The organism is Janthinobacterium sp. BJB401, assembly GCF_013372745.1.
Taxonomy (GTDB): domain Bacteria; phylum Pseudomonadota; class Gammaproteobacteria; order Burkholderiales; family Burkholderiaceae_D; genus Janthinobacterium; species Janthinobacterium rivuli.
In genome coordinates this window covers 74,198-99,974 of record NZ_JABXFH010000003.1, presented here as the reverse complement: position 1 = coordinate 99,974, position 25,777 = coordinate 74,198, and the positions used below count along the sequence as shown (strand labels likewise).

The 25,777-nt window shown below is 64.6% G+C and carries 23 protein-coding genes; 14 read left to right on the top strand and 9 right to left on the bottom strand.

The features are described 5' to 3' along the window. The first annotated feature begins 27 nt into the window (after positions 1-27). A complete protein-coding gene (locus HWE17_RS03440; RefSeq protein WP_176387822.1) occupies positions 28-936 on the top strand; it encodes a manganese catalase family protein in 909 nt (302 codons plus the stop codon). A 24-nt stretch (positions 937-960) separates the two neighbouring features. Further along, positions 961-1,857 (top strand): ZIP family metal transporter, encoded by an 897-nt coding sequence (locus HWE17_RS03435; protein ID WP_369681703.1) that lies wholly within the window; start codon positions 961-963, stop codon positions 1,855-1,857. An 18-nt stretch (positions 1,858-1,875) separates the two neighbouring features. Here the strand turns inward: HWE17_RS03435 and HWE17_RS03430 are convergent, their stop codons facing one another. From HWE17_RS03430 to HWE17_RS03410, 5 genes are read right to left on the bottom strand one after another with little or no spacing between them, the layout of a single operon-like run. Continuing rightward, positions 1,876-2,451: a DUF1349 domain-containing protein gene (locus tag HWE17_RS03430; protein ID WP_176387821.1), complete on the bottom strand. Its 576-nt coding sequence runs from the start codon at positions 2,449-2,451 to the stop codon at positions 1,876-1,878. Positions 2,452-2,476: 25 nt separating this feature from the next. After that, entirely contained in the window at positions 2,477-3,865 is a 1,389-nt protein-coding gene (locus HWE17_RS03425) for an efflux transporter outer membrane subunit (protein ID WP_176387820.1), read from the bottom strand. After that, complete coding sequence (locus tag HWE17_RS03420; protein WP_176387819.1) at positions 3,862-6,954, bottom strand: MexW/MexI family multidrug efflux RND transporter permease subunit; 3,093 nt, start codon at positions 6,952-6,954, stop codon at positions 3,862-3,864. The genes HWE17_RS03425 and HWE17_RS03420 overlap by 4 nt, the downstream gene beginning before the upstream one ends. A 15-nt stretch (positions 6,955-6,969) precedes the next feature. Further along, complete coding sequence (locus HWE17_RS03415; RefSeq protein WP_176387818.1) at positions 6,970-8,079, bottom strand: efflux RND transporter periplasmic adaptor subunit; 1,110 nt, start codon at positions 8,077-8,079, stop codon at positions 6,970-6,972. 48 nt (positions 8,080-8,127) lie between these two features. Then, positions 8,128-8,610 carry a DUF2165 family protein gene (locus HWE17_RS03410; RefSeq protein WP_176387817.1) on the bottom strand — a complete coding sequence of 161 codons (483 nt, stop codon included), beginning with the start codon at positions 8,608-8,610 and terminating at the stop codon, positions 8,128-8,130. 125 nt (positions 8,611-8,735) lie between these two features. On the opposite strand from HWE17_RS03410, the gene HWE17_RS03405 reads away from it, so the two are divergent. Beyond that, the gene (locus HWE17_RS03405) at positions 8,736-9,395 is read left to right on the top strand and encodes a metalloregulator ArsR/SmtB family transcription factor (RefSeq protein WP_035828463.1); all 660 of its coding nucleotides are present in this window, start codon (positions 8,736-8,738) and stop codon (positions 9,393-9,395) included. Here HWE17_RS03405 and HWE17_RS03400 read toward each other — a convergent pair. Continuing rightward, complete coding sequence (locus HWE17_RS03400; RefSeq protein ID WP_176387816.1) at positions 9,392-10,645, bottom strand: MFS transporter; 1,254 nt, start codon at positions 10,643-10,645, stop codon at positions 9,392-9,394. The two genes, HWE17_RS03405 and HWE17_RS03400, sit on opposite strands and share 4 nt — an antisense overlap. Positions 10,646-10,757: 112 nt before the next feature. On the opposite strand from HWE17_RS03400, the gene HWE17_RS03395 reads away from it, so the two are divergent. Beyond that, complete coding sequence (locus HWE17_RS03395) at positions 10,758-11,657, top strand: LysR substrate-binding domain-containing protein (RefSeq protein WP_035823329.1); 900 nt, start codon at positions 10,758-10,760, stop codon at positions 11,655-11,657. Between the two features lie 12 nt (positions 11,658-11,669). Here HWE17_RS03395 and HWE17_RS03390 read toward each other — a convergent pair whose 3' ends face one another. After that, the gene (locus HWE17_RS03390) at positions 11,670-12,707 is read right to left on the bottom strand and encodes a methyltransferase domain-containing protein (protein ID WP_176387815.1); all 1,038 of its coding nucleotides are present in this window, start codon (positions 12,705-12,707) and stop codon (positions 11,670-11,672) included. A gap of 184 nt (positions 12,708-12,891) precedes the next feature. On the opposite strand from HWE17_RS03390, the gene HWE17_RS03385 reads away from it, so the two are divergent. Together HWE17_RS03385 and HWE17_RS03380 are read left to right on the top strand one after the other, a co-directional pair. Beyond that, positions 12,892-13,731, top strand: a complete 840-nt coding sequence (locus HWE17_RS03385) for an AraC family transcriptional regulator (protein ID WP_255206099.1) — start codon at positions 12,892-12,894, stop codon at positions 13,729-13,731. Positions 13,732-13,788: 57 nt separating this feature from the next. Continuing rightward, complete coding sequence (locus tag HWE17_RS03380) at positions 13,789-14,193, top strand: VOC family protein (RefSeq protein ID WP_035823324.1); 405 nt, start codon at positions 13,789-13,791, stop codon at positions 14,191-14,193. Between the two features lie 118 nt (positions 14,194-14,311). Here HWE17_RS03380 and HWE17_RS03375 read toward each other — a convergent pair whose 3' ends face one another. Beyond that, positions 14,312-17,182, bottom strand: coding sequence for an insulinase family protein (locus HWE17_RS03375; protein ID WP_176387813.1), 2,871 nt, complete (start codon positions 17,180-17,182; stop codon positions 14,312-14,314). A 284-nt stretch (positions 17,183-17,466) separates the two neighbouring features. On the opposite strand from HWE17_RS03375, the gene HWE17_RS03370 reads away from it, so the two are divergent. From HWE17_RS03370 to HWE17_RS03350, 5 genes are all read left to right on the top strand, one after another. Further along, the gene (locus HWE17_RS03370; protein WP_176387812.1) at positions 17,467-18,879 is read left to right on the top strand and encodes an ATP-binding protein; all 1,413 of its coding nucleotides are present in this window, start codon (positions 17,467-17,469) and stop codon (positions 18,877-18,879) included. Further along, the gene (locus HWE17_RS03365; protein ID WP_255206098.1) at positions 18,876-19,418 is read left to right on the top strand and encodes a hypothetical protein; all 543 of its coding nucleotides are present in this window, start codon (positions 18,876-18,878) and stop codon (positions 19,416-19,418) included. The genes HWE17_RS03370 and HWE17_RS03365 overlap by 4 nt, the downstream gene beginning before the upstream one ends. Further along, positions 19,415-20,782 carry a sigma 54-interacting transcriptional regulator gene (locus HWE17_RS03360; protein ID WP_176387811.1) on the top strand — a complete coding sequence of 456 codons (1,368 nt, stop codon included), beginning with the start codon at positions 19,415-19,417 and terminating at the stop codon, positions 20,780-20,782. The genes HWE17_RS03365 and HWE17_RS03360 overlap by 4 nt, the downstream gene beginning before the upstream one ends. A gap of 267 nt (positions 20,783-21,049) precedes the next feature. After that, positions 21,050-21,412 carry a BON domain-containing protein gene (locus HWE17_RS03355; RefSeq protein ID WP_034752546.1) on the top strand — a complete coding sequence of 121 codons (363 nt, stop codon included), beginning with the start codon at positions 21,050-21,052 and terminating at the stop codon, positions 21,410-21,412. 232 nt (positions 21,413-21,644) lie between these two features. Then, entirely contained in the window at positions 21,645-22,649 is a 1,005-nt protein-coding gene (locus HWE17_RS03350) for a bile acid:sodium symporter family protein (protein ID WP_176387810.1), read from the top strand. A 3-nt stretch (positions 22,650-22,652) separates the two neighbouring features. Here HWE17_RS03350 and HWE17_RS03345 read toward each other — a convergent pair whose 3' ends face one another. Beyond that, positions 22,653-23,402 carry a sterol desaturase family protein gene (locus HWE17_RS03345; RefSeq protein ID WP_217916686.1) on the bottom strand — a complete coding sequence of 250 codons (750 nt, stop codon included), beginning with the start codon at positions 23,400-23,402 and terminating at the stop codon, positions 22,653-22,655. A gap of 192 nt (positions 23,403-23,594) precedes the next feature. Here HWE17_RS03345 and modA point away from each other — a divergent pair, with 192 nt between their 5' ends. Genes modA through HWE17_RS03330 form a run of 3 tightly spaced genes read left to right on the top strand, consistent with a single transcriptional unit; the run spans position 23,595 to position 25,747 of the window. Next, the gene (gene modA / locus HWE17_RS03340) at positions 23,595-24,353 is read left to right on the top strand and encodes a molybdate ABC transporter substrate-binding protein (protein ID WP_176387808.1); all 759 of its coding nucleotides are present in this window, start codon (positions 23,595-23,597) and stop codon (positions 24,351-24,353) included. A 15-nt stretch (positions 24,354-24,368) separates the two neighbouring features. After that, positions 24,369-25,040 carry a molybdate ABC transporter permease subunit gene (gene modB, locus HWE17_RS03335; RefSeq protein ID WP_176387807.1) on the top strand — a complete coding sequence of 224 codons (672 nt, stop codon included), beginning with the start codon at positions 24,369-24,371 and terminating at the stop codon, positions 25,038-25,040. Further along, the gene (locus HWE17_RS03330; protein ID WP_225243185.1) at positions 25,037-25,747 is read left to right on the top strand and encodes a sulfate/molybdate ABC transporter ATP-binding protein; all 711 of its coding nucleotides are present in this window, start codon (positions 25,037-25,039) and stop codon (positions 25,745-25,747) included. The genes modB and HWE17_RS03330 overlap by 4 nt, the downstream gene beginning before the upstream one ends. The last annotated feature ends 30 nt before the right edge of the window (positions 25,748-25,777 follow it).

Genomic DNA, 25,777 nt, shown 5'->3' with positions numbered 1-25,777 from the left:
CGGCGTGCTGCGAACGAGGAGAGCACCATGTTTGCACACAACAAGCGACTACAATACACGATCAGGGTGGAGCAGCCCAATCCCGGGCTGGCCAACCTGATGCTGGAACAATTCGGCGGCCCGCAGGGCGAGCTGGCCGCCGCCTGCCGCTATTTCACGCAAGCCTTGTCGGAGGACGATCCGGGCCGCAAGGACATGCTGTTCGATATCGCCACGGAAGAACTGAGCCACCTGGAAGTGATCGGCAATATCGTCGTCATGCTCAACAAGGGCGCCAAGGGGCGGCTGGCCGAAGGCGTCGACCAGGCAGCGGAGCTGTACCGCAACATCACGGGCGCGGGCAACGACAGCCACGTGACGCAGGTGCTGTACGGCGGCGGCGCGCCCCTGGTCAACTCGGCCGGCGTGCCGTGGACGGCCGCCTACATCGACACCATCGGCGAACCGACGGCCGACCTGCGCTCGAATATCGCCGCCGAGGCGCGCGCCAAGATCGTCTACGAGCGTCTGATCAACCTGACGGACGATCCGGGCGTGAAGGAAGCGCTGGGTTTCCTGATGACGCGCGAAGTGGCGCACCAGAAGTCGTTTGAAAAAGCCCTGTATTCGATCGAGCCCAATTTCCCTCCTGGCAAATTGCCGGGCGATCCGCAGTATGCGGATGTGTATTTCAATATGTCGCAGGGGCCGGGCGAGGAACGGGGGCCGTGGAACCAGGGCGGCAAGTGGCAGTACATTTCCGACCCGCGCCAGCAGATGGCCGTCGACGGCGGCACGGGCGAGGCGGAAGTGACATTGCCGCAGGACGAACTGGCGACCGTGCAGCAGATGGCCGCGCGCACGGCATCGAATCCCGATGCCGACCCGCTGACGGGCGCGGAACTGGGCATGCGTCCGAACGGCCGCGATGGCGGCAGCTCGTCCATGCCCTTGTAGCGCAACAGGCCGGGCACCGCCAGCGTGAATACGCCGCGTGCGCTGCAGGCCTTGGCCAGGCACTGGTCCTGGTCTAATGCACTGGGCTTTGCCCTGTGCGGCGCGCTGCTGCTTTTGCTGTTGTACGCGTTGGCAGCCCAGCTGACGCTGCGCCATGCCCATCTGGCGCCGGCCCTGATCGGCGGCGCCATGGCGGCCGGTGCCACGGCACTCGGTACCGTGCCGGTGCTGCTGTCGCACAAATTCTCGCAGCGCAGCTATGACTGCTTCCTCGGTTTTGGCGCCGGCGTGATGCTGGCGGCCACCGCGTTTTCTCTGGTGCTGCCGGCGCTGGCGGTGACCAGGCAGCGCGTGGCAACGCCCATGCACGCCAGCCTGCTGGTGGCCTTTGCCATGGGTCTGGGCATGCTGCTGATCGTCGCGCTGAACCTGGTGGTGCGCGAACGCGTGCGGCACGGCGCGCCCGTCGCCGCCAGCAGCCTGAAAAGAGCGTGGATTTTTGTATTTGCCGTTACCTTGCACAACTTGCCCGAGGGACTGGCGATTGGCGTCGGCTATGCGGGCGTGGCGCTGGAACGCGCCAATGCGCTGGCGGCCGGCATCGCCATCCAGGATGTGCCGGAAGGCTTGGTCGTGGCGCTGGCCCTGCGCAGCGTGGGCTACAGCCGCCGTTTGTCGGTGGCCATGGGCGCCGCCTCCGGCCTGGTCGAACCGGTGGCGGCGCTCGCCGGCCTGGCCCTGATCGGCCTCTCGTCCGCCCTGCTGCCGTGGGGACTGGCGGCCGCCGCCGGCGCCATGCTGTTCGTCATCGTGCACGACGCCATTCCCGAGGCGCAGCGCAGCGGTAATGGCGGTTTTGCCAGTATCGCGCTGGTGTCCGGTTTTCTGCTGATGATGGTGCTCGATACGGCGCTCAGCTAAGCAAGGCGCAGTGGCGTTCTAAGTGAGATCGTGCAAGTCCTTTTGCAGCGCCGGGCCGGTGGAAAACTGTGAAAACACGACATCGAGTCCCGCGCGTTCCGGCGTGCAGCACATGGGGCCGACGAGGTAGCGCGATGTCGTGGGAAACGGCGCCAGGCGCAGCAGCGGCCACCGCTTGCCATCGGTCGAATACTGCACGCGGATCACGTTCTGCTCCACCGTCACGCGCAGCCAGAAACCGTCCGGCATGGCGGGTGCGATGCTGACGGCCCAATCGGAGGTATCGACCGTCAGCACGGTGCTCAATAGCAGCTGGCCGTCGGAAAATTCGACGCCGCATTTGATCCAGTTTTCCGCATCGATACGCACCATCATCCCCGCCTGGTCGTACAGCGCCGCATACTGCGCCGATACGTGCACTTGCGCCGTAAAATCGCCGTCGACCTCAGTGCCGAAAAAGTGGCCGCTGTCGCGGATAAAACCGTACGAGGTCTTGCGCCAGAAATCCGTGTGGGCATCCGTCGTCACGCGCAATTGCGCGCCGTCGGCGGACCAGTTTTCCGGTGGATTGAGCCAGCTGCCTTGCTTGAACATCGCGTGCCTTCCCGAGCTAAAAAGATCACATAGTTTGCCCCCATCCCAGCGCCTTGTACAGGGCAATCGCATCGATGTAGGACGCCGTTTCCGCCAGCAGTGCTTCGCGCCGGATATCGAACAAGGCGCGCTGGTTTTCCAGCACGGCCTGGTAGCTGCCGGAACCACCCTGATAGCGCGTGCTGGCGATGCCGAGGGCTGCGTTGCCGTGGCGCGCCGACTGCAGCAATGACGCCAATCGCGTCTGGTTTTCCGCCAGTTGCGTGACGGCGTTTTCCACGTCTTCCTGCGCCAATAACATTGTTTGTTCATAGCGCGCCAGCGCGCCCTGCGCTTCGGCTTGCGTGCCGCGCAAACGTGCCTTGACGCTGCCCAGGCGGAAGGCAGGATAGCTGACCGATGGCGCCACCTCGAAGGCGCGCGCGCCGCCGTCGAACACGCCGCTGCCGCGCAACGCGAAGAAGCCGAGGAAACCGCCGAGGCTCAGGCGCGGATACAGGTCCGCCGTGGCGGCGCCCACGTCTTCGCTGGAGGCGGCCAGCAGGCGCTCGGCGCGCACCACGTCGGGACGCTGCTTGATCAGGCGGTTCACGTCGCCCAAGGGAAGCTGGCCCGCCAGCGGCGCCTGCTGGCGCGGCGTGGTGGCCAGCGCGATGGCGCCTGGCGCTTGTCCGCTCAGCACATCGAGCCGGTACTGCGCCTGACGTAGTCCCGCTTGCAACGGCGGCAGCATTGCCTCGCTGCGCGCCAGGTTGGCCAGCGCGTTGTGGCGCTCTTCCGGCAAGCCGCCGCCGGCGCGGATGCGCGCGTCGGTCAATGCCACCGTATCGCGCCAGCTGTGCACCTGTGCCTGCGTCAGCGCCAGGTTGTGCTGGTGGCCCAGCGCCTCGTAGTAATTGCGCGCCACCTCGGCGGCGATCGTCAGCTGCACCTGCCGCAAGTCCGCCTGCGCCGCGTCGGCGCGCGCCTGCGCCGAACGGCTCATGTGCGCGAGGCGGCCGAACAGGTCGATCTCCCATTGCGCGTCGAACCCTATGCGCGTGCTGGCGCTGGCGGCGCGGCTGTCTGGCGTGTCCTGTTGCACCGTGCGCTGCCATCCGGCCTGTCCCGTGACGGTGGGCAGCTCATCGAGGCGGCGTTCGTCGAAGACGGCACGCGCGGCCAGCAGGTTCGCCTGCGCCTGGGCGATATCGAGGTTGTGTTCGAGCGCGCTGGCGATCAGTTGCGACAGGCGCGCATCGTCAAAAAACGTCCACCAGGCGGCCTCGCTGACGGTGCTCGCGCCGGGTGCGAATTGCGTGTGCTGCGGACTGGCCAAATGGATGGCGGGCGTGCCAGGTGCGACATAGGCGGGGCTGACGGCGCAGCCGGCCAGCACGGGGAAAAGAGAAACAAGATAGTGGTAGTTTTTCATGGTGTTTCCTTCAGCGCCTGCGACAAATCGCGTGCGCGCGGCGTGGCATGGTCGGCCGTGTGGCGGCGGGCCAGAAAGGTGTACACGGTGGGCAGCACGAACAGGGTAAAGAAGGTGCCGATCAACATGCCCGAGACGATCACCACACCGAGGCCGAAGCGGCTGTTGGCGCCCGCGCCGGAAGCGAACAGCAGCGGCACCAGGCCCACCACCATGGCGGCCGTCGTCATCAAAATCGGACGCAAGCGGATTTGCGCCGCCTTGCGGATGGCCGTGATGCGGTCGAGCCCTTCATGCACTTGCAATTCGTTGGCAAATTCCACCATCAAAATGCCATGCTTGCTGATCAAGCCGATCAGGGTCACGAGGCCGATCTGCGTGTAGATGTTGACCGTGGCGTAGCCCAGGGCCAGCGGAATCAGCGCGCCGCAGATCGACAGCGGTACGGTGATCAAAATGATCAACGGATCCGTCAGGCTCTCATACTGGGCCGCCAGCACCAGGTAGATGACGACGACGGCCGCCAGGAAGGCCAGCAGCAGCGCATTGCCTTCCGTGGCGAACTGGCGCGCGTCCGATTGCCAGTCATAGCTGAAGCCCGGCGGCAGGGTCTTGGCCACGCCATCGAGGAAGGTGACGGCGTCGCCCAGGGTCACGCCCGGCGCGGGCACGCCCTGGAAGGTGGCCGCATTCTGCTGGTTGAACTGGGTCAGCATGTTCGGTTCGATCTGTTCGCTCACCGACACGACGGCGGACAGGGGCAGCAGGCTGCCGTCGTCGGCGCGCACGTACTGCTGCGTCAGGGCTTGCGCCGTGAGCCGCTGTTCGCGCGGGCTTTGCGCGATGACGTCGTAGGCGCGGCCATCCATGCCGAAGCGGTTCAGATAATTCTCGCCCACCAGCACGGCCAGCGATTCGCCGATGTCCTGCATGCGGATGCCCAGGCTATTGGCTTTTGAACGATCCACGCGCACTTTCACCACCGGGTTGTTGTAATCGAGGTCGCTGTCGACGACGGCAAACAGGCCGCTATCGCGTGCGCGCTGCTTGACGTCTTCCATGGTGCGGAACAGGGTGGCGTAATCCTGCGCGCTGCGCAGCACCATCTGCACGGGCAAGCCGCCGCTCGATCCCGGCAAGGGCGCCAGCTGGAAGGCGAAGATGCTGGTGCCCTCCACGTCGCCCACGGCGTGCTGCAATTCGGCCTGGATGACGGCCGCGTTGCGCGAACGTTCGGCCCACGGCGTCAGGTTGATGCCGCCGATGCTCGATGCCGGGCCTTCGCCGCCGTTGATGATCCAGCGCGAGTCCGTTTCCGGGATATTTTTATAGATATCATCGAGCTTGTACGAAAAGCGCTCGACGTAATCGAGGTTGGCGTGCTGCGGCGCCTTGATCGCCGTCAGCACGCTGGCCTGGTCTTCCGCCGGCGCCAGTTCGCGCTGCGGCAGCAGGTATAAAAACGGCAAACTGACCATCACCAGCGCGGCGAAACCGGCACTGAGCCAGCGGTGGTGCAGCGAGCGGTCCAGCAGGCGCGCATAGCGGCTGGTGAGGCCCTCGAAGAAATGCTCGGCGGCGCGCGCCATGCGCCCTTCCGATTGTTTCGGCTGCAGCAGCAGGGAGCTCATCACGGGCGACAAGGTCAGCGCCACCACGCCCGACACCACCACGGCGCCGGCCAGGGTCAGCGCGAATTCCTTGAACAGCGCGCCCGTGAGTCCCCCCATCATGCCGATCGGTGCATACACGGCGGCCAGGGTGATCGTCATGGCGATCACGGGGCCGGCCACTTCGCGCGCACCCACCAGCGCGGCGGCCACGGGCGTCTTGCCTTCCTCGATATGCCGATGCACGTTTTCCACCACGACGATGGCGTCGTCGACCACCAGGCCCACGGCCAGCACCATCGCCAGCAAGGTCAATAAATTGATGCTGAAGCCGAAGGCCAGCATCAATGCCGCCGCGCCCAGCATCGACAAGGGAATCGTCACGACGGGTATCAGCACGGAGCGCAAGGAACCCATGCACAGGTAGATGACGATGACGACGATCAGCAGCGCTTCGAGCAGGGTGTGCGCCACTTCGTCGATGGACGACTGGATGAAGCGCGCCGTCTCGAACGCCAGCTCGACTTTCACGCCAGGCGGCAGGGTTTTCTGGATCTCGGGCAGCAGCTTCTTGATGCCGTCGACGATCACCAGCGGGTTGCCGCCCGGTGTGGGCGACAGGCCCAGGTACACGGCCGGCACGCCGTCCATGATGCCGCTCGTCTCCGTGGCGGCCGCACCCAGTTCCACCGTGCCCACGTCTTTCAAACGCACGAGGGCGGCGCTGTCATCGCCACCCTTGCGTATGACCATGTCGCGGAACTCCGCCACGCTGGTCAGATCCGTGTTGACGCTGATGTTAGACACGACGAATTGACCTTTGACTTTGCCGGGCGCGGCCTGGTAGTTATTGCGCCGCACGGCGTCGGCCACGTCGGCCGCCGTCAAGCCGCGCGCCGCCAGTTTCGCCGGGTCGATCCACAAACGCATGGCCAGCTGCTGGCCGCCATACACGTCGACCTTTGCCACGCCGTCGATGGTGGCGAACATCGGCTGCACCACGCGCGCCAGGTAGTCCGTCAGCGCGGGCGCCGAGACGCTTTCGCTGGCAAAGCCGACATAGGCGACGGCCGACGAATCGCCGGCCGAGCGCTCGATGACGGGGTCGAAAGCGCCTTCGGGCAGCTTGTAGCGCACCTGGTTGACCTTGGCCATGACTTCCGTCAGCGCCTGCGTGGAATCGCGGTTCAGTTCCATGCGCACGGTGACCGTGCTGCTGCCTTGCACCGACGACGAGGTGAGGTAATCGATGCCTTCCACCGACGAGACGGCTTGCGCGATCGGCTGCGTGACAAAGCCCTGCATCAGTTCCGCCGAGGCGCCCGGATACGTGGTTTTCACCGTGATGGTGGACAATTCGAGCATCGGATACTGGCGGATCGGCAGCTGCAGGATGGCGATCACGCCCAGCATCAGTATCAAGGTGCTGATCACCAGCGCCAGCACGGGGCGGCGTACGAATAAATCGGTAAATTTCATGGTGATGTCTTTCCTTTACGAGCCGGCCTTGGGCGCGGCGCGTTTTACTTCGTCCAGGGTGTTGGCGACGGCTTGCACGGCCATGCCGTCGGCCAGTTTCAGCTGGCCCGAAGCGACCACGCGCTGGCCTTCGCGCAAGCCGTCGATGATGGCCACGCGGCCCCCTGCCCGCTCGCCCAGTTTCACGCCCACGCGCTTGACGGTGAGCGGCTGCTTGCCCTCCTGCTGCGCGACGAAGACCGTGTCGCCATACGCGCTGTAGGTCACGGCCGTTTCCGGCACCGTCAGTTGTTGTCCTGCTTCGCGCGCCACGCGCACGTTCGCGTACATTCCCGCCTTGAGCGCACCGCGCGGATTGGTCAGCGCCGCCTGCACCTGCACCATGCGCGAGCGGGCGATCAGCGGATCGATGGCGTTGATCTTCGCCGTGAAAACGTCGCCGGGATAGGCGTCCACCAGCACTTGCACGGCCTGGCCTGGCGCCAGCTTCGCGCTGCTCTGTTCATCGAGGGCAAAGTTCACCAGCAGCGACTTTGTGTCGATCAGGCTGGCCACCGTATCGGCCGCGTTCAGGTACTGGCCCGCGTGTACCTTGCGGATGCCCAGCTGGCCGGCGAACGGCGCGCGGATGGTCTTTTGCGCGATCAGCGCCTGCGTCTGGCGCACGTCGCCCAGGGCCGCAGCGCGCGCGGCCAGGGCGCTATCGAGCTGCTCCTGCGTGGCCGCTTTTTCCTTCACCATCTGCACCGTGCGGGCATGGCTGCTTTCCGCGTTTTTCAGTTGCGCGCGCTGGCGCAGCAGCATTGCCTGTTCCTGCGCGTCATTCAGTTGTACCAGCACGGCGCCAGCTGCTACCTGCTGGCCCGATGCGAAGCGGATCTGCGTGACGCGCCCGCCCGTCTCAGCCGCCACCTGCACCTGGCGCGCCGCTTCCAGTTCGCCCACGCCAGTGAAGTAGCGTTCCTGTGTGCCCAGCACGACGGGCACCAGCGCCACCTTGGTGGCGGCAGTGGCGGCAGTGGCGGCGGCATCGGCCGCATGGGAGTCCGCGCGCGGATAGAGGGCGGCCCCGGCGACGGCCAGGGTGATGGCCAGCGCGGAAGCGCCGACGAGTTTCGTATGCATGATGAAGTCCTTTTTACAGCGGGGAAGAAGAGGCGCAGCGGAGGCTGATCAGGTCCGCTGCGCGTTGAAAAGTACAAACAGCGCGATGGTCCACAGCAGCAGCACCAGGTGCGTCGTCTGCAAGCCTTCCTGCGCGATCCAGTAGCCGAACCACAGGCCGCCCAGGTGCATCAGCAGCAAAAAGGCGGCCATGGCGCACAAGGCCAGGTTCAGCCAGGGCAGCGCCGCCGTCAGGGAGGCGCCGAAGAACAGCGCCACGCCGGTCCAGGCGGCGCTGGCGGCGGCAAGCTGCAGCGCCAGCACCACGCCCAGCGCCAGCCGGTGCAGGGTCAAGGACGTGAGCGCGCGGCGCAGCAGCGGCGTCTGGATGGTCGGGTCCTGGCGCAATGGATCCATGCGCATGGTGTTGCCGATGGCCCAGACGGCGCCGTGGAAGGCGTGCAGGTTGTTGATGGCGGCCAGGGTCAGCCAGGTGGCCAGACCAGTGGCGAGGATGGCGTGAAACAGCCAGAGAGAGTGCTGCAGCTGCATGGAAAATCCAGTCCAAGAAAGTGTCTTGCCGGCACGCGGACGTGGAAACTCCTCGACAGCAGGGAGCTACCGGCCTATTATGCAAGCAATTAGTTGGTTAACTGGCCCCATGATAGTTGAGCGAAATGAATTACACAAGTAAACGTTTGGATAATAGCGAGGCGCCGCAAACGACGGAGCGCATCCTGTATTTCATCAAGACCAAGGGCCCCGTCTCCACGGCGACCCTGGCCAAGACCCTGGACATGACGGGCGAGGCGGCGCGCCAGCAAGTGCAAAAGCTGGTGGCGGCGGGCCTCATCGAGGGGCGCCAGGAGGCGCAGGCGGGCGCCGGCCGGCCGCGTCAGAACTGGGTCTTGACGGAAGCGGGCAATGCGCGCTTTCCCGACACGCATGCGCAGCTGACGATCAAGCTGATCGGTTCCGTGCGCCAGCTGTTTGGCGAGGCGGGACTGGATAAACTCATCACGCAGCGCGAAGAGGAAAGCCGCAGTGCGTATGCGCTGGCGTGCTCGGCGCCGGATTTGCCCACGCGCTTGCAGCAACTGGCGGCCGTGCGCGATGAAGAGGGCTATATGGCGCGCGTGGAAGCGGACGGCGACGACTGGCTGCTGATCGAAGACCATTGCCCCATCTGCGCCGCCGCACGCACTTGCCAGGGCTTTTGCCGCTCCGAAATGCAGCTGTTCCAGGAAGTGGTGGGACCGCACGCCAGCATCGTGCGCGAGCAGCATGTGCTGGCCAACGCCATGCGCTGCGTGTACCGGATCAGGGTGCTGCCCTAGTCTTTCGGAAACAGCGGGCGGGTAGCAAGCGCCACCAGCCCCGCCAGCCACCACACGACGGACCAGTTGCTGGCCGCCAGCAAATGCGGGATGGCGATCGGTGTGAGGAACAGGCCCGCATATACGGCTGTGTTCGCCATGCCCAGGGCCGTGCCCGCGTTGGCGCCGCCCGCTTCCGTGGCCAGCTCCGTGTAGGCCACGCCATGCCAGGCGGACACGGCGATGCCGGCGAGCACCACGGCGGCCATCAACAGCCAGCCCGGCGCCTGCAGCCAGGAGATGCATCCGAGCAAAATGAACGCGGCCAGCGCTACCAGGGCCGAGCCGCGCAGGTAAGCGGGCCGGTTCGCGTGGCGGTCCGTATGGCGCCCGCTCCAGATGCGCATCACCATGGCGCCCGCCTGCAGGGCCACCATCACAGCCGTGATGGCGGCCAAGCCCAGGTGGCCATGGTCGTGCAGGAACACGGTGGCGTAGCTGAGCACGGCAAACTGCGGCACGCACAGCAAGCCGATGGCGGCCACCATGCGCCAGACTTTGCGGTTCTGCAGGGGCGGCTTCACTGCAGATAGGTCCGTGGACGCGTTGTGCGGCCCTGTGGCGGCCTCGGCAGAGAAATCGGGCTCATGCATCCAGCGCCACGTAAAAAACGCCGACAGGCCGCATACGAGGGCCAGGGTGCCAAACACGGGCATGAAGCCGTAGCGCGATGCCAGGCTGGGCAGGACGAGGGCGCCGAGGCCGCCGCCCATGGGCACGGCCGTCTGGCGGATGCTCATGGCGAAACCGCGTTCGCCGGCGCCAAACCAGCGCATCACGGCGCGACCGCTGGCGCCATTCACGCTGCCGCCCAGCACGCCGACCAGCGCCAGCCCGGTCGCCAGCGCCCATAAGGGCGGCACGCTGCCGTCCGCCGGCGTGATCCACAGCAGCAAGGTCAACAGCGCGAGCATGGTGCCCAGCAAGCCGGTCAGCAGCACGGGCCGGTCGCCCCAGCGGTCGGTAGCCATGCCCCATGGCAATTCGGTCAGGGCCACGCCCAGGCCCATGGCGCCCAGCGCCACTCCCAGTTGCGTATTGCTCAGGTGATAGCCGCTGCGCAGCCAGATGGCCGTGGTGGGCATGCCGTTGGCGGCGGCGGAAAAGCTGGCGTTGGCCGCCACGCCGACGGCCAGCACTTTCCAGCGGTGGGCATTGCCCGGCGCGGGCAGGGAGACAGGAACAGGAATAGCTTGGCAATTGGTGCTCATGGCAGGGAGGGGAAAGTGGTTGACCCTGACAGTGTTGCGCAGTACGATCGTTCTGAATATCAGATAATTTACTAGTCACCATCCCACAAAACCGGACGATTGTATTGATGCCATGAGCCTGCTGAATTTCGACATCGCCTTTCTGCGCAGCTATGTGGCTGGCATCGAACTGGGCAGCTTTGCCCGTGCGGCCGACAAGGTGGGCCGCTCGACCTCGGCCGTCAGCGCGCAGCTGAAAAAACTCGAGGAGCAGGCAGGCATGCCTCTGTTCCGCAAGGATGGCCGGGGGCTGGCGCTGACGCCGGCCGGCGAAGTCCTGCTCGGTTATGCGCGCCGCCTGCTGGAACTCAACGACGAGGCGGCCGTCGCCTTGCGCGGCGCGGAACTGGAAGGCTGGATCCGGCTCGGTTTGCAGGAGGATTTTGGCGAAGCCTTGCTGCCCGACGTGCTGGGGCGCTTTGCCCGCGCGCATCCGAAAGTGCGCATCGAGGCGCACGTGGCGCGCAACACGGCCTTGATGCAAGGGCTGGCCATGGGGCAGCTGGACCTGGCCCTGCTGTGGGGCGGCGCGTGCATCGCCGACGTGGCCGAGTATCCGCCGCAGCAGCGCCAGCATATTGCCGAGCCGGCCATGCGCTGGATCGCCTCGTCCAGCCTGGCGTGGCGGCCCGAATCGGGCGAACCGCTGCCGCTCATTACGTTCGACCGCGACTGCCTGTTCCAGCGCTGCGCCACGCAGGCGCTGGACCATGCCGGCATCGCCTGGCGCACGGCGTTTACCAGCCCCAGCTTGGCGGGATTGTGGGCGGCGGCCGCCGCCGGGCTGGGCGTGACGGTGCGCACCGGCCTGGGCTTGCCCTCAACCGTGTGTGCGCTCGATCACGTGGCGGCCGGTTTGCCCGCCCTGCCCCCGTTGTCGCTGGAACTGCTGCGCGCCTCCAGTGTGTCCAGGCCGCCCGTCGAGCGCCTGGCCGGCTTGATCATCGAGTCGCTGCAGCAAGATGCGGCCTAAAACGCCTGCCATTCAACTGCGCGCAATCAGCACTTGCACGGGCGCCATGGGAAAATCGCTGGCGCCGTATTGCTCCACTTGCCGCCAGCCCGTGTCGCGCAGCAATTGTGCCAATTCCCCCTGGCGCGTTACCGTGCGGCCCAGCATGCGCATCGGCAAGTAATACGGCAGCACGCGCGCCGCGTCAACGGCTGCCGGAGCGATTTCCGCTTGCACGCAAACGAAGACGCCACCGGGTTTCAAGGCCGCATGGATCTTGCGCAAGGCCGCCGCCATGTCGGGCACGAAATGCAGCACGGACGAGCACCAGATCAGGTCGTAACCGTTGCCGATATCGTCGCTGTCCAGGTCGCCGCCCACCGTCCCCAGGCGGTCAGTCAGTTGCGCATGGGCGATGTTGGCGGCGGCCACGGCCACCGTTTCCGGCCAGTCGAAAACGCAGCCGTGCAAACCCGCATGGGCTTGCGCCAGCGCAATGGCAACCCAGCCCGGACCGCCGCCCAGGTCGAGCAGGCGCAGTGGCGTGTTGCCGTCTGCAAACGGGGTGATCCGTTGCATCACGGACAGGGCCGCGCGCATGGTGACGGCGCGTTGTTCCTGGCCGATCTGCTGCTGCGCGGCAACGGCCCAGTTGACTCCATTTGCCGTGCTGTAAGGCGCGGCCTTGCCCCCCTCGCGCACCAGCGTACTGAGCTGGGTGGCGAAGTGGCGCAGCGCATGCAGCCGGTACAGCCAGGCGTCGCCACAGAAGGCCACCGAGTTGCGGCAGAAATACTGCAAGGTGGCGGCCGTGCAGCGGTAGCGCTGTGTGTCTGCATCGGCAGCGGCCGTATCGCGTTCCAGCAGCTGCATGCTCCAGAGCAGTTCCAGCAGCAGGGCCGTGTGGGGAGCATGCAGCGCCAGGGTGTCGGCCAGCTGCGCCGGCGTGTGCGGCGTGGCCAGCACCTCGAAAATACCCAGTTCCAGGGCGGCGGCCAGCCCGTCCGCCTGGACGGGCGCGACGGCCAGGTCCCAGTACGGTTGCAAGGCATGTTGCGTGGTAAACGGCATGGCATTTCCTTTCGGCGAGGTGGGCAAGAACGCCTATTTTATGCAACAATGAGAATAGTTATCATTTGCATTTGTATGCGACACGGCGCATTTTGTATGCGCGACGGCGCGGAAAACAGGGGGAGCGATGAGGGAACAGGACAGGGACGCGGCAGGCTGGACGCGGCGCCAGCTGGACCCCGGAATGGGTACGTGCCGCGCGGACCAGCGCCAGGTCGACCAGGGCTTGCTGCTCGTGCATTCCGATTACCGCCCGCGCCTTGCGCTCGTCGAGCCATCGAAGCATGACGACGCGGGCGGCATGGTCATTACCATCGGCCTGGAAGGCGCATCCGGTTACCTCACGCGCGATGGCGAACAATTGCGTTTCCTGGGCGGCCATACGACGGTGACGGCGTTTCACCACGTCAGCGGCGAGCGCCGTTTCGAGGCGCATCAACGGGCGGCGCAATTGCGCGTGCTGGTGGGCGAAGACGCGCTGGCGCGCTACTGGCCGGAAGGCCTGATTTCATTGTTACCCAACGGCGGCGCGCGCCAACTGGCGCATGCGGCCACGACGCGCAGCAGCGCTCTGCACGCGCGCGCGTTGCTGCGCGCGGCGGATCCGCTGGCCGTGCATATCGGCGTGCTCAGTATCCTGGAGGAACAGTTGCGGGCGCTGCGTCCGGCGCCCGCACCCGCTGCCTTGCCGCGCTGGTCCGAGACTGATATCGCCAAACTGGAACGCGTCCACGCGCTGATGCAGGAGCAGATGGCGCAAGACCTGACGCTCGATTACCTGTGCGCGCAAGCGGGATTGAGCTTGTTCAAACTCAAGCAGGGATGGCGCTACCGCTACAACGACAGTCCGCAGCGCACCCTGCTGGCGCTGCGCATGCAGCGGGCAAAGTTACTGCTGGAAAATGGGTGTCAGGTGGCGCAGGCGGGCTGGCAAACGGGCTATCGCCATCCGTCCAATTTCAGCGCCGCGTTCAGCCGTTATTTCGGCTACGCGCCGAAGACCGTGGGACGCGCTGGCACATAAAAAGCCGGTGTAGAATCGGCGGGCAGTACATACTCATACGACCCACAAGGAGACATGATGGCCCGTAAAATCTTTGTCAATCTGCCCGTCCAGTCGCTGGAACGCTCCGTGGCGTTTTTCACGGCGCTGGGCTTCAGCTTCAATGCCCATTTCACCGATGAAACGGCAACGTGCATGATCGTTGCCGACGACATCTTCGTGATGCTGTTGACGCACGACAAATTCAAGCAATTTACGCCCAAGCAACTGTGCGATACCACCGTGGCGACGGAAGTGCTCGTGTGCCTGTCGGCCGAGAGCCGCGGCGAAGTCGATGCGCTGGTGGCGAAGGCCGTCCAGGCGGGTGGCAGCATCTACAAGGAGCCGATGGATTTCGGCTTCATGTATGGACATAGTTTCCAGGATCCTGATGGGCACCAGTGGGAGTTAATGTACATGGAACCGAGCGCCGTACCTGGCTGATACGTGGCGGTGTCGGATTACGCTGCGCTAATCCGACCTACGCAATTTGGCACGTTCGTCGCGTAGGTCGGATTAGCGGCGGCACGCCGCGTAATCCGACACGATTCGCTTGGCTAGCTCAGGAAGCCAGCGCCAGCAAATCCACCACTTCCAGCCCCGCCAGGTCTTGCGTCGTATTGCCCGCAAACGCGGCGCGGCTCGGCTGGCCGTTCTTCAGCCAGGTGCGCGTGACTTCCTTGATCTGCGCCAGGGTGCAAGTTAATACGCCGGTGCGGAATTGCTGGCGTACGGCTTCCGTCGTGCCGCGCTGCTGCATGTTCCACGCCGTCAGCGCTTCCGCATACGGCGAGTGCGGCTTGTCGAGGCCCTTGATGACGCAGATGATGGCTTCTTCCACTTGTTCCTGCGAGAAATCGCCGTCGAGGATCTGATCGAGCGTCGTGCCGAAGTCGGCGAACGTGCCGGCCAGGCGCGGGTCGCGGTAGGAACTCAGGGTGAACGTGCCGGCGCCGGCCGCGTAGCTGGCGCTGCCGCCATACGCGCCGCCTTTTTCGCGCAGGGCCGTATGCAGCACCTGGTTGGTCATCAGTTCAGCGGCCACGGCCAGGGCGGCAGCGTCCGGATTGTGCACGCCGGGCACGGCCCAGGAAACGAAGCAATGGTTGATCTGGCTCGTCGCATGCAGGGCCGTGTTGGCCAGCGGCAAGGCAGCAGCTGCGACGGCAATGGCCGGTGCATCCGTCTGCGTGCTGGCTGCCGGCAATTCCAGCAAGCGGGCCAGGGTGATGCCATCCTGTTCCAGGCCGGCGCACAGCACGGTTGGCTGCTGGGCGATGATGTGCGCGTGCAGGGTGTCGAGCTCGCGCGCGATTTCCTGCAAGCCTGCCGACGTTTTGCTCAGCTGTTGCAGGCGGCGGTAGAACGGCAGCGCTGCCGGGCCGCCGACGATGTCGTCGAAGCGGCGCGTCGGCGACAGGGGAGCTGCCGAGGCCAGCATGGCGTAGCGGTTGCCGGACTCGGCCAGGCTGGAGAGTTTGTCTTGCACCAGGCTTTCGATCAGGAAAGCCAGGCGCTCTTCTTCATCGAAGCGGGGCTTGGCGATCCAGGCCGACAGCACGGCGGCAATCGCCGCGTGTTCTTCGCGCAAGCCGCTGGCCGAGAACGACAATTCCACGCGCATCGCTTGTTGCGGGCGGGGAATGGCTTCCAGGCCGATGTGGAACGAGGGCACCATGCTCTGGCGCCAGGCGCTGGCGTCGTCGAACGACATGTCGCCCACGCCCAGTTCCGGCGCCAGGTCCGTGTACAGGCGCAGCCATGGCCACGACGCTTCCGGCAGGCTCGACACGTCGTACAGCACGTTGGCATAGCTGATGCCGTTCGAGGCGATGCTGAACGCCACGGCGCCGTCGACGGCAGGGGGAATCGGCAAGGCCGGGCGCGGCAAGGCGCTGACGTCGCCAGGGCGGATGCGCGGCAAGACTTCGGAATTCGATGGCAGTTGCTGATGCGCTTCCAGCGCGGCGGACTCGGCCACGATGTGTTCGCGCTCGGCATCCGTCAGCGTCGCTTGCAGGGCCGCCAGCTTGGCGTCTTCCTGGGCGGCGCGGTCCGTGAAGTAGGCGCTGTCAGGCACCACGTGCGTCGTCAAGCGGGTCGGGTTGGCGATCAGCTCGCGTACCAGTTGCTTGAAGAAGGCCGGATCGTCGATCTGCTGTTCCAGGGTTTCCAGGATGGCCGCATTGTCGAACGCGTCCATCACGTCGCCGCCATACATGGCCAGCGGCAAGGCGTGCAACAAGCGGCCCAGGCCGTAAGGCATGCGGCCGCTGCTGATTTCGCGCTGGCTGTATTTGATGTCGCGCAAGGCCGCGTGCAGCACGGCGGCCGGAATGCCCTCTTCCGCCGTCTCTTCCAGGGCCGTCCAGATGCGCTGGTGCGCATCGGCGATCTGTTCTTGGGTTAAACCTTCCATGCCGATGTGGAACACCATCTGGCGGATGCCCGCGTCGCGGCCATTCATGTCCGATGGGCGGCCATAGCCAGCCGATTCCATGGCGCGCATGACGGGCGCCGACGATTCGCCGAGCAAGCCGTGCGACAGCAAATGCGCGTGGTAGTAGGCGATGGGGTCGCTCGACTCGCCCATCAGCCAGGCGAATTGCAGACCGAACTCATCGTCGCGCGCTTCCTGCGACGGAATTTTCACGATGTTTTCCTGCGGCGCCGTCCATGCTGGCGCCAGCTGCGGCAGGCGGCGTTCGGAGAAACCGCTGAGCTTGGACAACACGCGCTCGCTTACCTGTTCCTGCACGGCCGACGCTTCGATATTGCCGGCGGTCATGATCACGGCTTGCGACGGGTGGTAGTGGCTAGCGTGGAATGCTTTCAGCATGTCATGCGTCAGTTCGGGGATATTCAGCGGATCGCCGCCCGATTCGACTTCATACGTCGTGCCCTTGAGCAAGGCGCTGGCGATGCCGCTGTCGAGCGCGCGCATGGGGCTGTTGAAAGCGCCCTTCATTTCATTGAAGACGATGCCCTGGTACACGAGCTTGTCGCCTTCGAACGCGTGGCGCCAGCCTTCCTGGCGGAAATTCAGGTAATCGAGGTTGGGGAAGAAGGCCGCGTCCAGGTAGACGTCGAGCAGGTTGAAGAAATCCTTGCGGTCGGTGCTGGCGAACGGGTACACGGTGCGGTCCGGATAGGTCATCGCATTCATGAACGTGGCCGTCGAGCGGCGCAGCATCGAGAAGAACGGGTCGCGCACCGGGTAGCGTGACGAGCCGCACAAGGCCAGGTGTTCCAGGATGTGGGCGCGCCCGTCGCTCACTTCCGGCACAGTGGGAAAGGCCACCAGGAACACCATCTCAGCCTGCTCGGTATGCATGTGGATATGGCGCATGCCCGTTGCTGGCTCGACATATTGTTCGATGGTTGCCTGCAAGACTGGAATGAAGTTGCTGCTGACTTTTTCAAATGTGCTCATGCGGTATGGGATCTCTGCGGTAGGTGATTCGGAGTGTCGGTGGGGCTGCATCACATGTGGGGGCAAAGTGGCGCAATGCCAGGGCCGAAGGCCACTTTGATGCCTGCGTGAAGTTTTTCCCTATTGTACTAGGAGTATTCGCGCGCCGCCGCCGGGGCTTTGCTGGCAGCCGGAAAAGCGACAGTCTTGCTAAATTGATCATTCACGGGTGGGTGGCGTCTCCGAATGTACGCTTAGCGTACCATGCGCCTTTTGTCATCCAGACTGAACCGAAGGCGCCTATCTTGTCTCGACTTTCCTTTCGCCAACTGTTATTTGCCGCCTTCATTTTGACGACGGGCATTTTGACGGCCACCTCCGTGCAAGCCCTGCTGACCCTGGAACACCTGGCGCGGCTGGGGCGCGAGACGGCGGCGCAGGCGATTGCCCTGACGGAACAGTCGCAGCGCCTGTCCGAGCGCACCCTGGCCATGGAGCGTAGCGCGCGCCAGTTCCTCGTGCTCGACGATCCCGTCTTCCGCGAGCGCTTTGCGGCGGCCCGCGACGAAGCGACGGCGGCGCTGCAAGTGCTGAACCGCGCCACGCCCGAGTTCGCCCCGCAGCTGGCCGACGAATGGACGGTGCAGGCGCAATCGGCGTGGGAAGTTTTACAGGCGGGCAAGCGCCGCAAGCGCGATGGCCACGCCGTTGTGTACCGCGCGTTTGCCCGCATGACACAGATCAATGACAGCCTGGCGCGCGAAAGCAAGACGGAAATCGGCAGCCGCAACGACGCCTTGCTGGCCGAGCTGGAACGCCAGCGCCGCCTGCTGGGCGTGCTGGTCGGTGGCGCCGTGCTGCTGGCGGCCGTGCTGGCCACCTGCTTCGGCTTCTTGCTGTCGCGCCCGCTGCGCCGCATCGAGACGGCCATCGGGCGCCTGGGCGACAAGCGCTACGACCAGCCCATCGTCGTCGGCGGCCCGGCCGATACGCGCCGCCTGGGCCAGCAGCTGGACTGGCTGCGCCAGCGCCTGGCCGACCTCGATGCCGACAAGGAACGTTTTCTGCGCCACATTTCGCATGAGCTGAAAACCCCGCTGGCGGCCCTGCGCGAAGGCGTGGCTCTGCTGGAAGATGAGGTGGCGGGCAAGCTCAGCGACAGCCAGCGTGAAATCGCCGGCATCCTGCAGCAAAACACGGCATCCCTGCAAACCCAGATTGAGGACTTGCTGCGCTACAATACCGCCGCTTTTGACGCCCAGCATCTGGCGCACAGCAAGGTCGACTTGCTCGTTTTGCTGCAAGATGTGGTGGCCGGGCAGCGCCTGCAATGGCTGGCGCGCCGGTTGACGGTCGAGGTGCAGGGCGTATCCCTGATCGTGCAGGCCGACCGCGACAAGCTGGCGACGGCCCTGGCCAATTTGCTGTCGAATGCCGTGCGCTTCAGCCCGGAAGGCGGCACCGTGCATTTCACCCTGTCTTGCGAAGGCGGCCGCGTGCGCATCGATTGCATCGACGAGGGCGCTGGCGTGGCGCCCGAGGATGCCGCGCGCATTTTTGAACCGTTTTACCAGGGAGTGCGCCAGGCGGCCGGCGCGCGCAACGGCAATGGCATCGGCCTGTCCATCGTGCGCGAATATATCGCCGCCCACGATGGCAGCGTCACTCTTTTACCGCGCCCCGCCGGCGCGCATTTTCGGATAGAACTGCCCTTATGATGACGAGAAATTCCCTGGCCGGCATGGCCGTTTGCGCATTGCTCTTGGGCGCTTGCGCCGCCAAGCCCCCCATCCAGACGCCCGTGCTGGTGCAAACGCCGCCGCGTGTGGTGGTGGTGATGGACCCCCAGCTGACGGAACTGCTGGCGTATCAAAGCGCCTTGCGCCTGATGACGCCGTCGGAACTGGTGAAAGCGCAGCTGGACCTGGCGAAAGCCGACCATGCGCCGCACAACACGCTGCGCCGCGCCATGCTGCAGGCGGCCTTGCGTGGTCCCGGCGACCTGGCCCGCGCGCAAGCGTTGCTGGAACCGCTGGCCACGGCCACGGGCAAGGATGCGCAACTGCTGGCGCCGCTGGCGCAATTGCTGGGCAGCCAGTATGCGGAACTGCGCCGCCAGGAAGAGAGCATCGACAAGCTCAACACGCAGCTGCGCGACGCCCAGCGCCGCAACGACTTGCTCAATGAAAAACTTGAAGCATTGAAAAACATCGAGCGCAGCCTGTCAGTGCGCCCCGCCGCGGGAGCGCCGAAATGAGCGAGCACGCCCACATCTTATTGGTCGACGACGACCCCGACCTGCTGCGCCTGCTGACCATTCGCCTGAAGGCGGGCAATTACCGCGTGACGGCCGTGGGCAGCGCGGAAGCGGCGCTGGCGCGCCTGGCCGTGGAATTGCCGGCCCTGGTCATTACCGACGTGCAATTGCCGGGTCGCGACGGCCTGGCCCTGTTCGATGAAATCCGCCGCCAGCATGCGGCCCTGCCCGTCATTTTGCTCACAGCCCACGGCACCATCCCCGACGCCGTCGACGCGACGGCGCGCGGCGCGTTTGCGTATCTGACGAAACCGTTCGACGGCAAGCTCTTGATGGAAAAAGTGGCGTATGCGATTAACTTGTCCACCGTCATGCCGGCGCCAGCATCGGGCGATGAAAGCTGGCGCGCCGAGCTGATCAGCCGTAGTTCACAGATGGCCGAGTTGCTGGCCGAAGCCAAGCTGGTGGCGGGCTCCGACGCCAGCATCCTGATTCGTGGCCCCAGCGGCACGGGCAAGGAGTTGCTGGCGCGCGCCCTGCACAACGCCAGCCGCCGCGCCAAGGCGCCGTTCATCGCCGTCAACTGCGGCGCCATTCCCGAGCAGCTGCTGGAATCGGAACTGTTCGGCCACGTGAAGGGCTCGTTTACGGGCGCCGTCGGCAACCGCGAAGGTTTGTTCCAGGCGGCCGATGGCGGCACCCTGTTTTTGGACGAGATCGGCGACATGCCCTTGCCGCTGCAGGTGAAACTGCTGCGCGTGCTGCAGGAGCGGGCCGTGCGCCCCGTCGGCGCCGACCAGACGCGTCCGGTGGACGTGCGCTTGCTGTCAGCCACGCACCGCGACCTGGACGTGGCGATGACCGAGGGGCAATTCCGCGAAGACTTGTATTACCGGCTCAATGTCGTGACCTTGACCCTGCCGCCGCTGGCCGAGCGCCGCGAAGACATCGCCCTGCTGGCGAACCATTTCCTGCAGAAACTGGCAGCCAAGTATCAAAAACCGTTGAACGGCTTCGCGCCCGATGCCTTGACTGCCATGGTGGCCGCGCCATGGCCCGGCAACGTGCGCCAGCTGGTCAATGTCGTCGAGCAAGTGTGCGCGCTGGCGACGGCGCCGTTGGTGCCCTTGTCGCTGGTGCAGCGGGCCCTGCGCGTGCCATCGCTGGAAGCGCTCAGCTACAACGAAGCCAAGCAGCGCTTCGAGCGCGACTACCTGATTCAGCTGCTGCGCCTGACGGATGGCAACGTGGCCGACGCGGCCCGCCTGGCCGACCGCAACCGCACGGAGTTCTACCGCTTATTACAGAAATACGAGCTGACGCCGGCCCTGTTTCGGGGCGATGGCGACCCTGTCGCTGAATAGCGACAAAAATAAAGCGTGTAAAATCAAGGGCTTGGCGTAAAACATTGACGGTATTGCCACAAGCTGTCGCTATCAGGCGACAAAATTCCTCGTTTTTCCGGCCAGATCGCCGCGAAACGGGCCGGAAAAATCGAGATTGAATGTAAGTGCTTGATTTTAAAAGAAATTTAAAAGTTGGCACGGCGCTTGCTGTATGGGTAGATGTGACGCTTCAAAGTGTTGCTTTATCCAAGTAAGAAGCTTTTAACTTCATTGAGAGGAACTACCATGCAAACATCGAAACTGTTCAATACCCTGGTCGCCGCTATCGTACTGTCGGGCGCCTCGATCACCGCTTCGCATGCCGCTGACTCCGCACCAAAAGCACAAGCTCCTGCTGACACCGTCGTGGCCGCCAACGCTGCCGCAGCCGTCCCTGATGAAACCATCACTTCCTCGGCCAAGGCCGCCCTGAGCGCCGATGCGCAAGCCGCTGCCCTGCCAGTCAAGGTAGCAACCCAGCAAGGTGTGGTCGTCCTGTCGGGCGACGTGCCGAGCGCCGAAGCGGGTGACCGCGTCGTGCAGATCGTCGCTTCCGTGAGCGGCGTGAAAGAAATCAAGAACGAGCTGAAAGTCAAAGCCGCCGGCTAATCCCCTCGCGGTAACGCCTCGCGCTGTACTTTACTCCGGGTTGCCCTGTCTGCGGACAGGGCATTTTTTTGCCCGCGTGGTTTTACCGGGCAAGCCATGCCGCCAGGCAAGGAGCTGGGCAAGGAGCCGGACAATGCAGGTAGAATAGCCAGCACTGGCGCCGCTCCCGGCGCTGTTTGTCATCCCCGGCACAGCATGCTGTTGCAAGGCTGCGCCGTTACCAGGCTACCGCATGTCCTCTTTTTCTCCCGCTGCCCTGCTGCGCAATCTGAAACCCGATAATTTCACCCTCGCCCTGCTCGTCACCGTGGCGCTGGCCACTTTCCTGCCTTGCACGGGCCAGACGGCCGTGGTCTTCGGCAACATCACCACCGTCGCCATCGGCGCCCTGTTCTTCCTGCATGGCGCCAAGCTGTCGCGCGAAGCCGTGGTGGCCGGCGCCATGCACTGGCGCCTGCACTTGCTGGTGCTGGCCAGCACTTTTGTCCTGTTTCCGCTGCTGGGCCTGGCCCTGCGCCCGCTGGCGCTGACGTTTCTCACGCCCGACCTGTACATGGGCATCTTGTTCCTGTGCGCATTACCTTCCACGGTGCAATCGTCGATTGCCATGACGGCCATGGCGCGCGGCAATGTGCCGGCCGCCATCTGCAGCGCCTCGGCCTCGAATTTCATCGGCATCTTCCTTGCCCCCATCCTCGTCGGCTTGCTGGTGGCCAAGGGCGCCGAAAGCAAGTCGTCGGTGGACGCCGTGCTGTCCATCGTCATGCAGCTGCTGTTGCCGTTTTTGGCCGGCCAGTTCCTGCGCCGCTGGATCGGCCGCTGGGTCGACCGCCATAAAGCCACCCTGAAATACGTCGACCAGGGTTCGATCTTGCTGGTGGTCTACACGGCCTTCAGCGAAGCCGTCAGTGAAGGCTTGTGGCATACGATTTCGGTGGAAACGCTGGTCGCCCTGGGCTTGATCAGCACCCTGCTGCTGGCGCTGGTGTTGGGCATTTCCACCTTTGTCAGCCGCCGCCTGGGGTTCAACAAGGAAGACGAAATCGCCATCGTCTTTTGCGCTTCGAAGAAAAGCCTGGCCAGCGGCGTGCCCATGGCCAAGGTGCTGTTTTCCACGCGTTCGCTGGGCATGGTGATTCTGCCGCTGATGCTGTTCCACCAGATTCAGCTGATGATTTGCGCCGTGATTGCGCAAAAGTATGCGCGGCGCGACGAGGCGGCGGTGGCGCGCGTCTAGGGTCTAGGGGACGGGCCGGGCCTTGCTGCGCACTGGCCACGTCAGCGCGTCAAGCAAGGTTCCCGGCGCCTTGCCTGTGTCCAGACCCGTCGGTGGATATTCTCCCGCGCGGGGAATATGGTGGGTGCCGAACAGCCGGTCGAAGACGGGGAACAGCCCTGCGAAATTACGGTTGAAATGTTCCGCTTGCACAGAGTGATGAACGCGATGGTACTGCGGTGAATTGAACAACATCCAGCAGCGGCCAAAGCCGACCCGGACATTCATATGCGGGAAAACATGATACAAGCCCAGGATTCCGTACATTCCTAAAATCACCATGTTGGTCTTGAACAAGATCCCCGCAAGCAGATAGATACTCAGTGCCTTGATGCCCGCTTCGGCCCAATAGTGCCTGGTCGTGGTGCTGGCATTCATGGCCGCATCGCTGTGATGGAAGGAATGCATGGCCCACAGGGTGGGTATGCGGTGTTGCACGCGATGAAAGGCGTATTCCAGAAAATCCATGCTGAGGGCATACACGATGAATGCCGGCGCCAGCATCGAGCCTGACGCGTCGAGATCGATGAGCCCGCCGCCGACCGTATTGACCAGCCGCACCGTGACGATGGCCGTGAGCGGAGCCAGCATGGCGCCGCTGGCGGCATAGATGACCATATACGCCAGATTGAAGCGCGACGCGCCCGCAGGCTGCTGTTCCAGGGGATGGCGCTTCTCGATGGCCAATGCCAGGAGAATGACCGCCAGCAGCATCGAGGGGCCAAGCAGTATCGCCGCATATCCCATCGTTTAACCCTGGAAATAGTGGATATTCTTGTTAAAAATAGTCCGGCTATCCCCAACTGTCAATGCCATTGGCATTGCCTTGACCTGGGCGATGGCAGAACGCTATATATGCGTGTATATTACGCTCCTTGTCACCGTTCACTTTACAAGGATACGACCATGCGCCTCACCTCCCTCGCCCGACTCATTGGCACCGCTCTTCTCGCCACCGCCGCCACATCCGCCCTTGCCGGCGAAGTGGTCGTGTCGGCCGCGGCCAGCCTGACGAATGCGTTCAAGGATGCGGCGCAAAGCTACGAGGCGCAGTATCCGGGCAGCAAGGTGTCCCTGAACTTTGCCGCCTCGGGCGTGCTGCTGCAGCAGATCGTCAAGGGCGCGCCCGTGGACGTGTTTGCCTCGGCCGACCAGGAAACCATGGATGCGGCGCAAAAGCAGGGCCTCGTCTTGCCGGCCGACCGCATGGACTTCGTCGGCAACAGCCTGGTGCTGATCGTGCCGCACGATAGCAAGCTGGGCATCAAGAGCCTGACGGATCTGATGCACAAGGACGTGACCCGCGTGGCCATCGCCAACCCGGCCAGCGTGCCCGTCGGCCGTTACTCGGAAGGCGCCTTGAAGAAGGCGAAGCTGTGGGACGCCGTGCAAGCGAAGGCCATCGGCACGCAGAACGTGCGCCAGTCGCTCGACTACGTGGCGCGCGGCGAAGTCGATGCGGGTTTTGTCTACGCCACCGACGCGGCCATCATGAAAGGCAAGGTCAGCGTGGTGCTGGAGGTGCCATTGGAAGCGCCCGTGCTGTACCCGATCGCCACCATCAAGGGCAGCGGCAATGCGGCCGAAGCGAAGCGCTTCGTCAGCTATTTGCAGACGGCGCCGGCGCAAGCCATTCTCGCCAAGTACGGATTTAAAAAGCCATAAAGCAAACGACTGCACATGGATATCGCCTGGACCGCGCTGGCCCTGTCGCTCAAGGTAGCGGCCTGGGCCACGGCGCTCAACTTGTTGCTCGGCATCGGTACGGGCTATCTGCTGGCGCGCACGCGTTTTCGCGGGCGCGAACTGCTCGACGCCCTATTGACCCTGCCGATGGTGATGCCGCCCACCGTGCTCGGCTATTACCTGCTGGTGCTGCTGGGCCGGCGCGGTACCCTGGGTATCTGGCTGCAGGATAACTTCGGCATCAACCTCATCTTTACGTGGCAGGGCGCCGTAATCGCCTCCACCGTGGTCGCCTTTCCCCTCGTCTTCAAGCCCGCGCGCGCCGCCTTCGAGGCCGTCGATGGCCAGCTGGAGCAGGCGGCCCGCGTGCTGGGCATTTCGGAAATGGCGATCTTTTTCCGCGTCACGTTACCGCTGGCCTGGCGCGGCATCCTGGCCGGCGTGCTGCTGGGTTTTGTTCGCGCGCTGGGCGAATTCGGCGCCACCCTGATGGTGGCCGGCAGCATCCCCGGCAAGACGCAAACCCTGTCGGTGGCCGTGTTTGAAGCCGTGCAGGCGGGCAAGGATGACTTGGCCAATACGCTGGTCTTGATCACCTCCCTGGTTTGCATCGTGGTGCTGCTGACTGCTGGCCGCCTGGCGCCCGGGCGCGTCGCTCATAAATGACCACTATGCAACTCGACCTCGACCTCCGCGCCACCTTGCGCTCCGGCAAACGCCGCTTCGACCTGCAGGTGCGATGCACCTCCGGCAGCCAGCGCATCGCCATGTATGGCCCGTCCGGCGCCGGCAAGAGCATGACCTTGAAAGCCATTGCCGGACTCTTCACGCCTGATGCAGGCCATATCCGCCTGAACGGGCGCACCCTGTTCGATTCGGCCGCCGGCATCAATTTGCCGCCGCAGCAGCGCAATGTCGCCTACCTGTTCCAGGATTACGCGCTGTTCCCGCACCTGACGGTGCGCCAGAACGTGGGCTTCGGCCTGGCGCGCGGCTGGTTCAACCCGCGCGCGCGCGAAAAATTGCAGAAGGTCGAGCATTGGCTCGATGCCTTCCACTTGCAGGAACTGGCGCATCAGTTCCCCGACGAGTTGTCCGGAGGCCAGCGCCAGCGGGTGGCGCTGGCGAGGGCGCTCGTGGCCGAGCCGAGCGCGTTGCTGCTCGACGAGCCGTTTGCCGCCCTCGATCCGGCCCTGCGTGTCAAAATGCGCCTGGAATTGAGCCAGTGGCAGCAGCGTCTGGACGTGCCCATGATCCTGATCACGCACGATCCGGAAGATGCGCGCATCCTGGGCGAGCACGTGCTGTACTTGCGCGACGGACAGATCGATAACAGGGAAGACCACATGGCATTGGGTGAACGCATTGGATAAATCAGCGGCAGCGGAAATTGGCCTGCAAGG

Coding starts and splice junctions, on each gene's coding strand:
- HWE17_RS03440 (WP_176387822.1), top strand. CDS start 28: ATGTTTGCACACAACAAGCGACTACAATACACGATCAGGGTGGAGCAG.
- HWE17_RS03430 (WP_176387821.1), bottom strand. CDS start 2,451: ATGTTCAAGCAAGGCAGCTGGCTCAATCCACCGGAAAACTGGTCCGCC.
- HWE17_RS03425 (WP_176387820.1), bottom strand. CDS start 3,865: ATGAAAAACTACCACTATCTTGTTTCTCTTTTCCCCGTGCTGGCCGGC.
- HWE17_RS03420 (WP_176387819.1), bottom strand. CDS start 6,954: ATGAAATTTACCGATTTATTCGTACGCCGCCCCGTGCTGGCGCTGGTG.
- HWE17_RS03415 (WP_176387818.1), bottom strand. CDS start 8,079: ATGCATACGAAACTCGTCGGCGCTTCCGCGCTGGCCATCACCCTGGCC.
- HWE17_RS03410 (WP_176387817.1), bottom strand. CDS start 8,610: ATGCAGCTGCAGCACTCTCTCTGGCTGTTTCACGCCATCCTCGCCACT.
- HWE17_RS03405 (WP_035828463.1), top strand. CDS start 8,736: ATGAATTACACAAGTAAACGTTTGGATAATAGCGAGGCGCCGCAAACG.
- HWE17_RS03400 (WP_176387816.1), bottom strand. CDS start 10,645: ATGAGCACCAATTGCCAAGCTATTCCTGTTCCTGTCTCCCTGCCCGCG.
- HWE17_RS03395 (WP_035823329.1), top strand. CDS start 10,758: ATGAGCCTGCTGAATTTCGACATCGCCTTTCTGCGCAGCTATGTGGCT.
- HWE17_RS03390 (WP_176387815.1), bottom strand. CDS start 12,707: ATGCCGTTTACCACGCAACATGCCTTGCAACCGTACTGGGACCTGGCC.
- HWE17_RS03385 (WP_255206099.1), top strand. CDS start 12,892: ATGGGTACGTGCCGCGCGGACCAGCGCCAGGTCGACCAGGGCTTGCTG.
- HWE17_RS03380 (WP_035823324.1), top strand. CDS start 13,789: ATGGCCCGTAAAATCTTTGTCAATCTGCCCGTCCAGTCGCTGGAACGC.
- HWE17_RS03375 (WP_176387813.1), bottom strand. CDS start 17,182: ATGAGCACATTTGAAAAAGTCAGCAGCAACTTCATTCCAGTCTTGCAG.
- HWE17_RS03365 (WP_255206098.1), top strand. CDS start 18,876: ATGATGACGAGAAATTCCCTGGCCGGCATGGCCGTTTGCGCATTGCTC.
- HWE17_RS03360 (WP_176387811.1), top strand. CDS start 19,415: ATGAGCGAGCACGCCCACATCTTATTGGTCGACGACGACCCCGACCTG.
- HWE17_RS03355 (WP_034752546.1), top strand. CDS start 21,050: ATGCAAACATCGAAACTGTTCAATACCCTGGTCGCCGCTATCGTACTG.
- HWE17_RS03350 (WP_176387810.1), top strand. CDS start 21,645: ATGTCCTCTTTTTCTCCCGCTGCCCTGCTGCGCAATCTGAAACCCGAT.
- HWE17_RS03345 (WP_217916686.1), bottom strand. CDS start 23,402: ATGCTGCTGGCGGTCATTCTCCTGGCATTGGCCATCGAGAAGCGCCAT.
- modA (WP_176387808.1), top strand. CDS start 23,595: ATGCGCCTCACCTCCCTCGCCCGACTCATTGGCACCGCTCTTCTCGCC.
- modB (WP_176387807.1), top strand. CDS start 24,369: ATGGATATCGCCTGGACCGCGCTGGCCCTGTCGCTCAAGGTAGCGGCC.
- HWE17_RS03330 (WP_225243185.1), top strand. CDS start 25,037: ATGACCACTATGCAACTCGACCTCGACCTCCGCGCCACCTTGCGCTCC.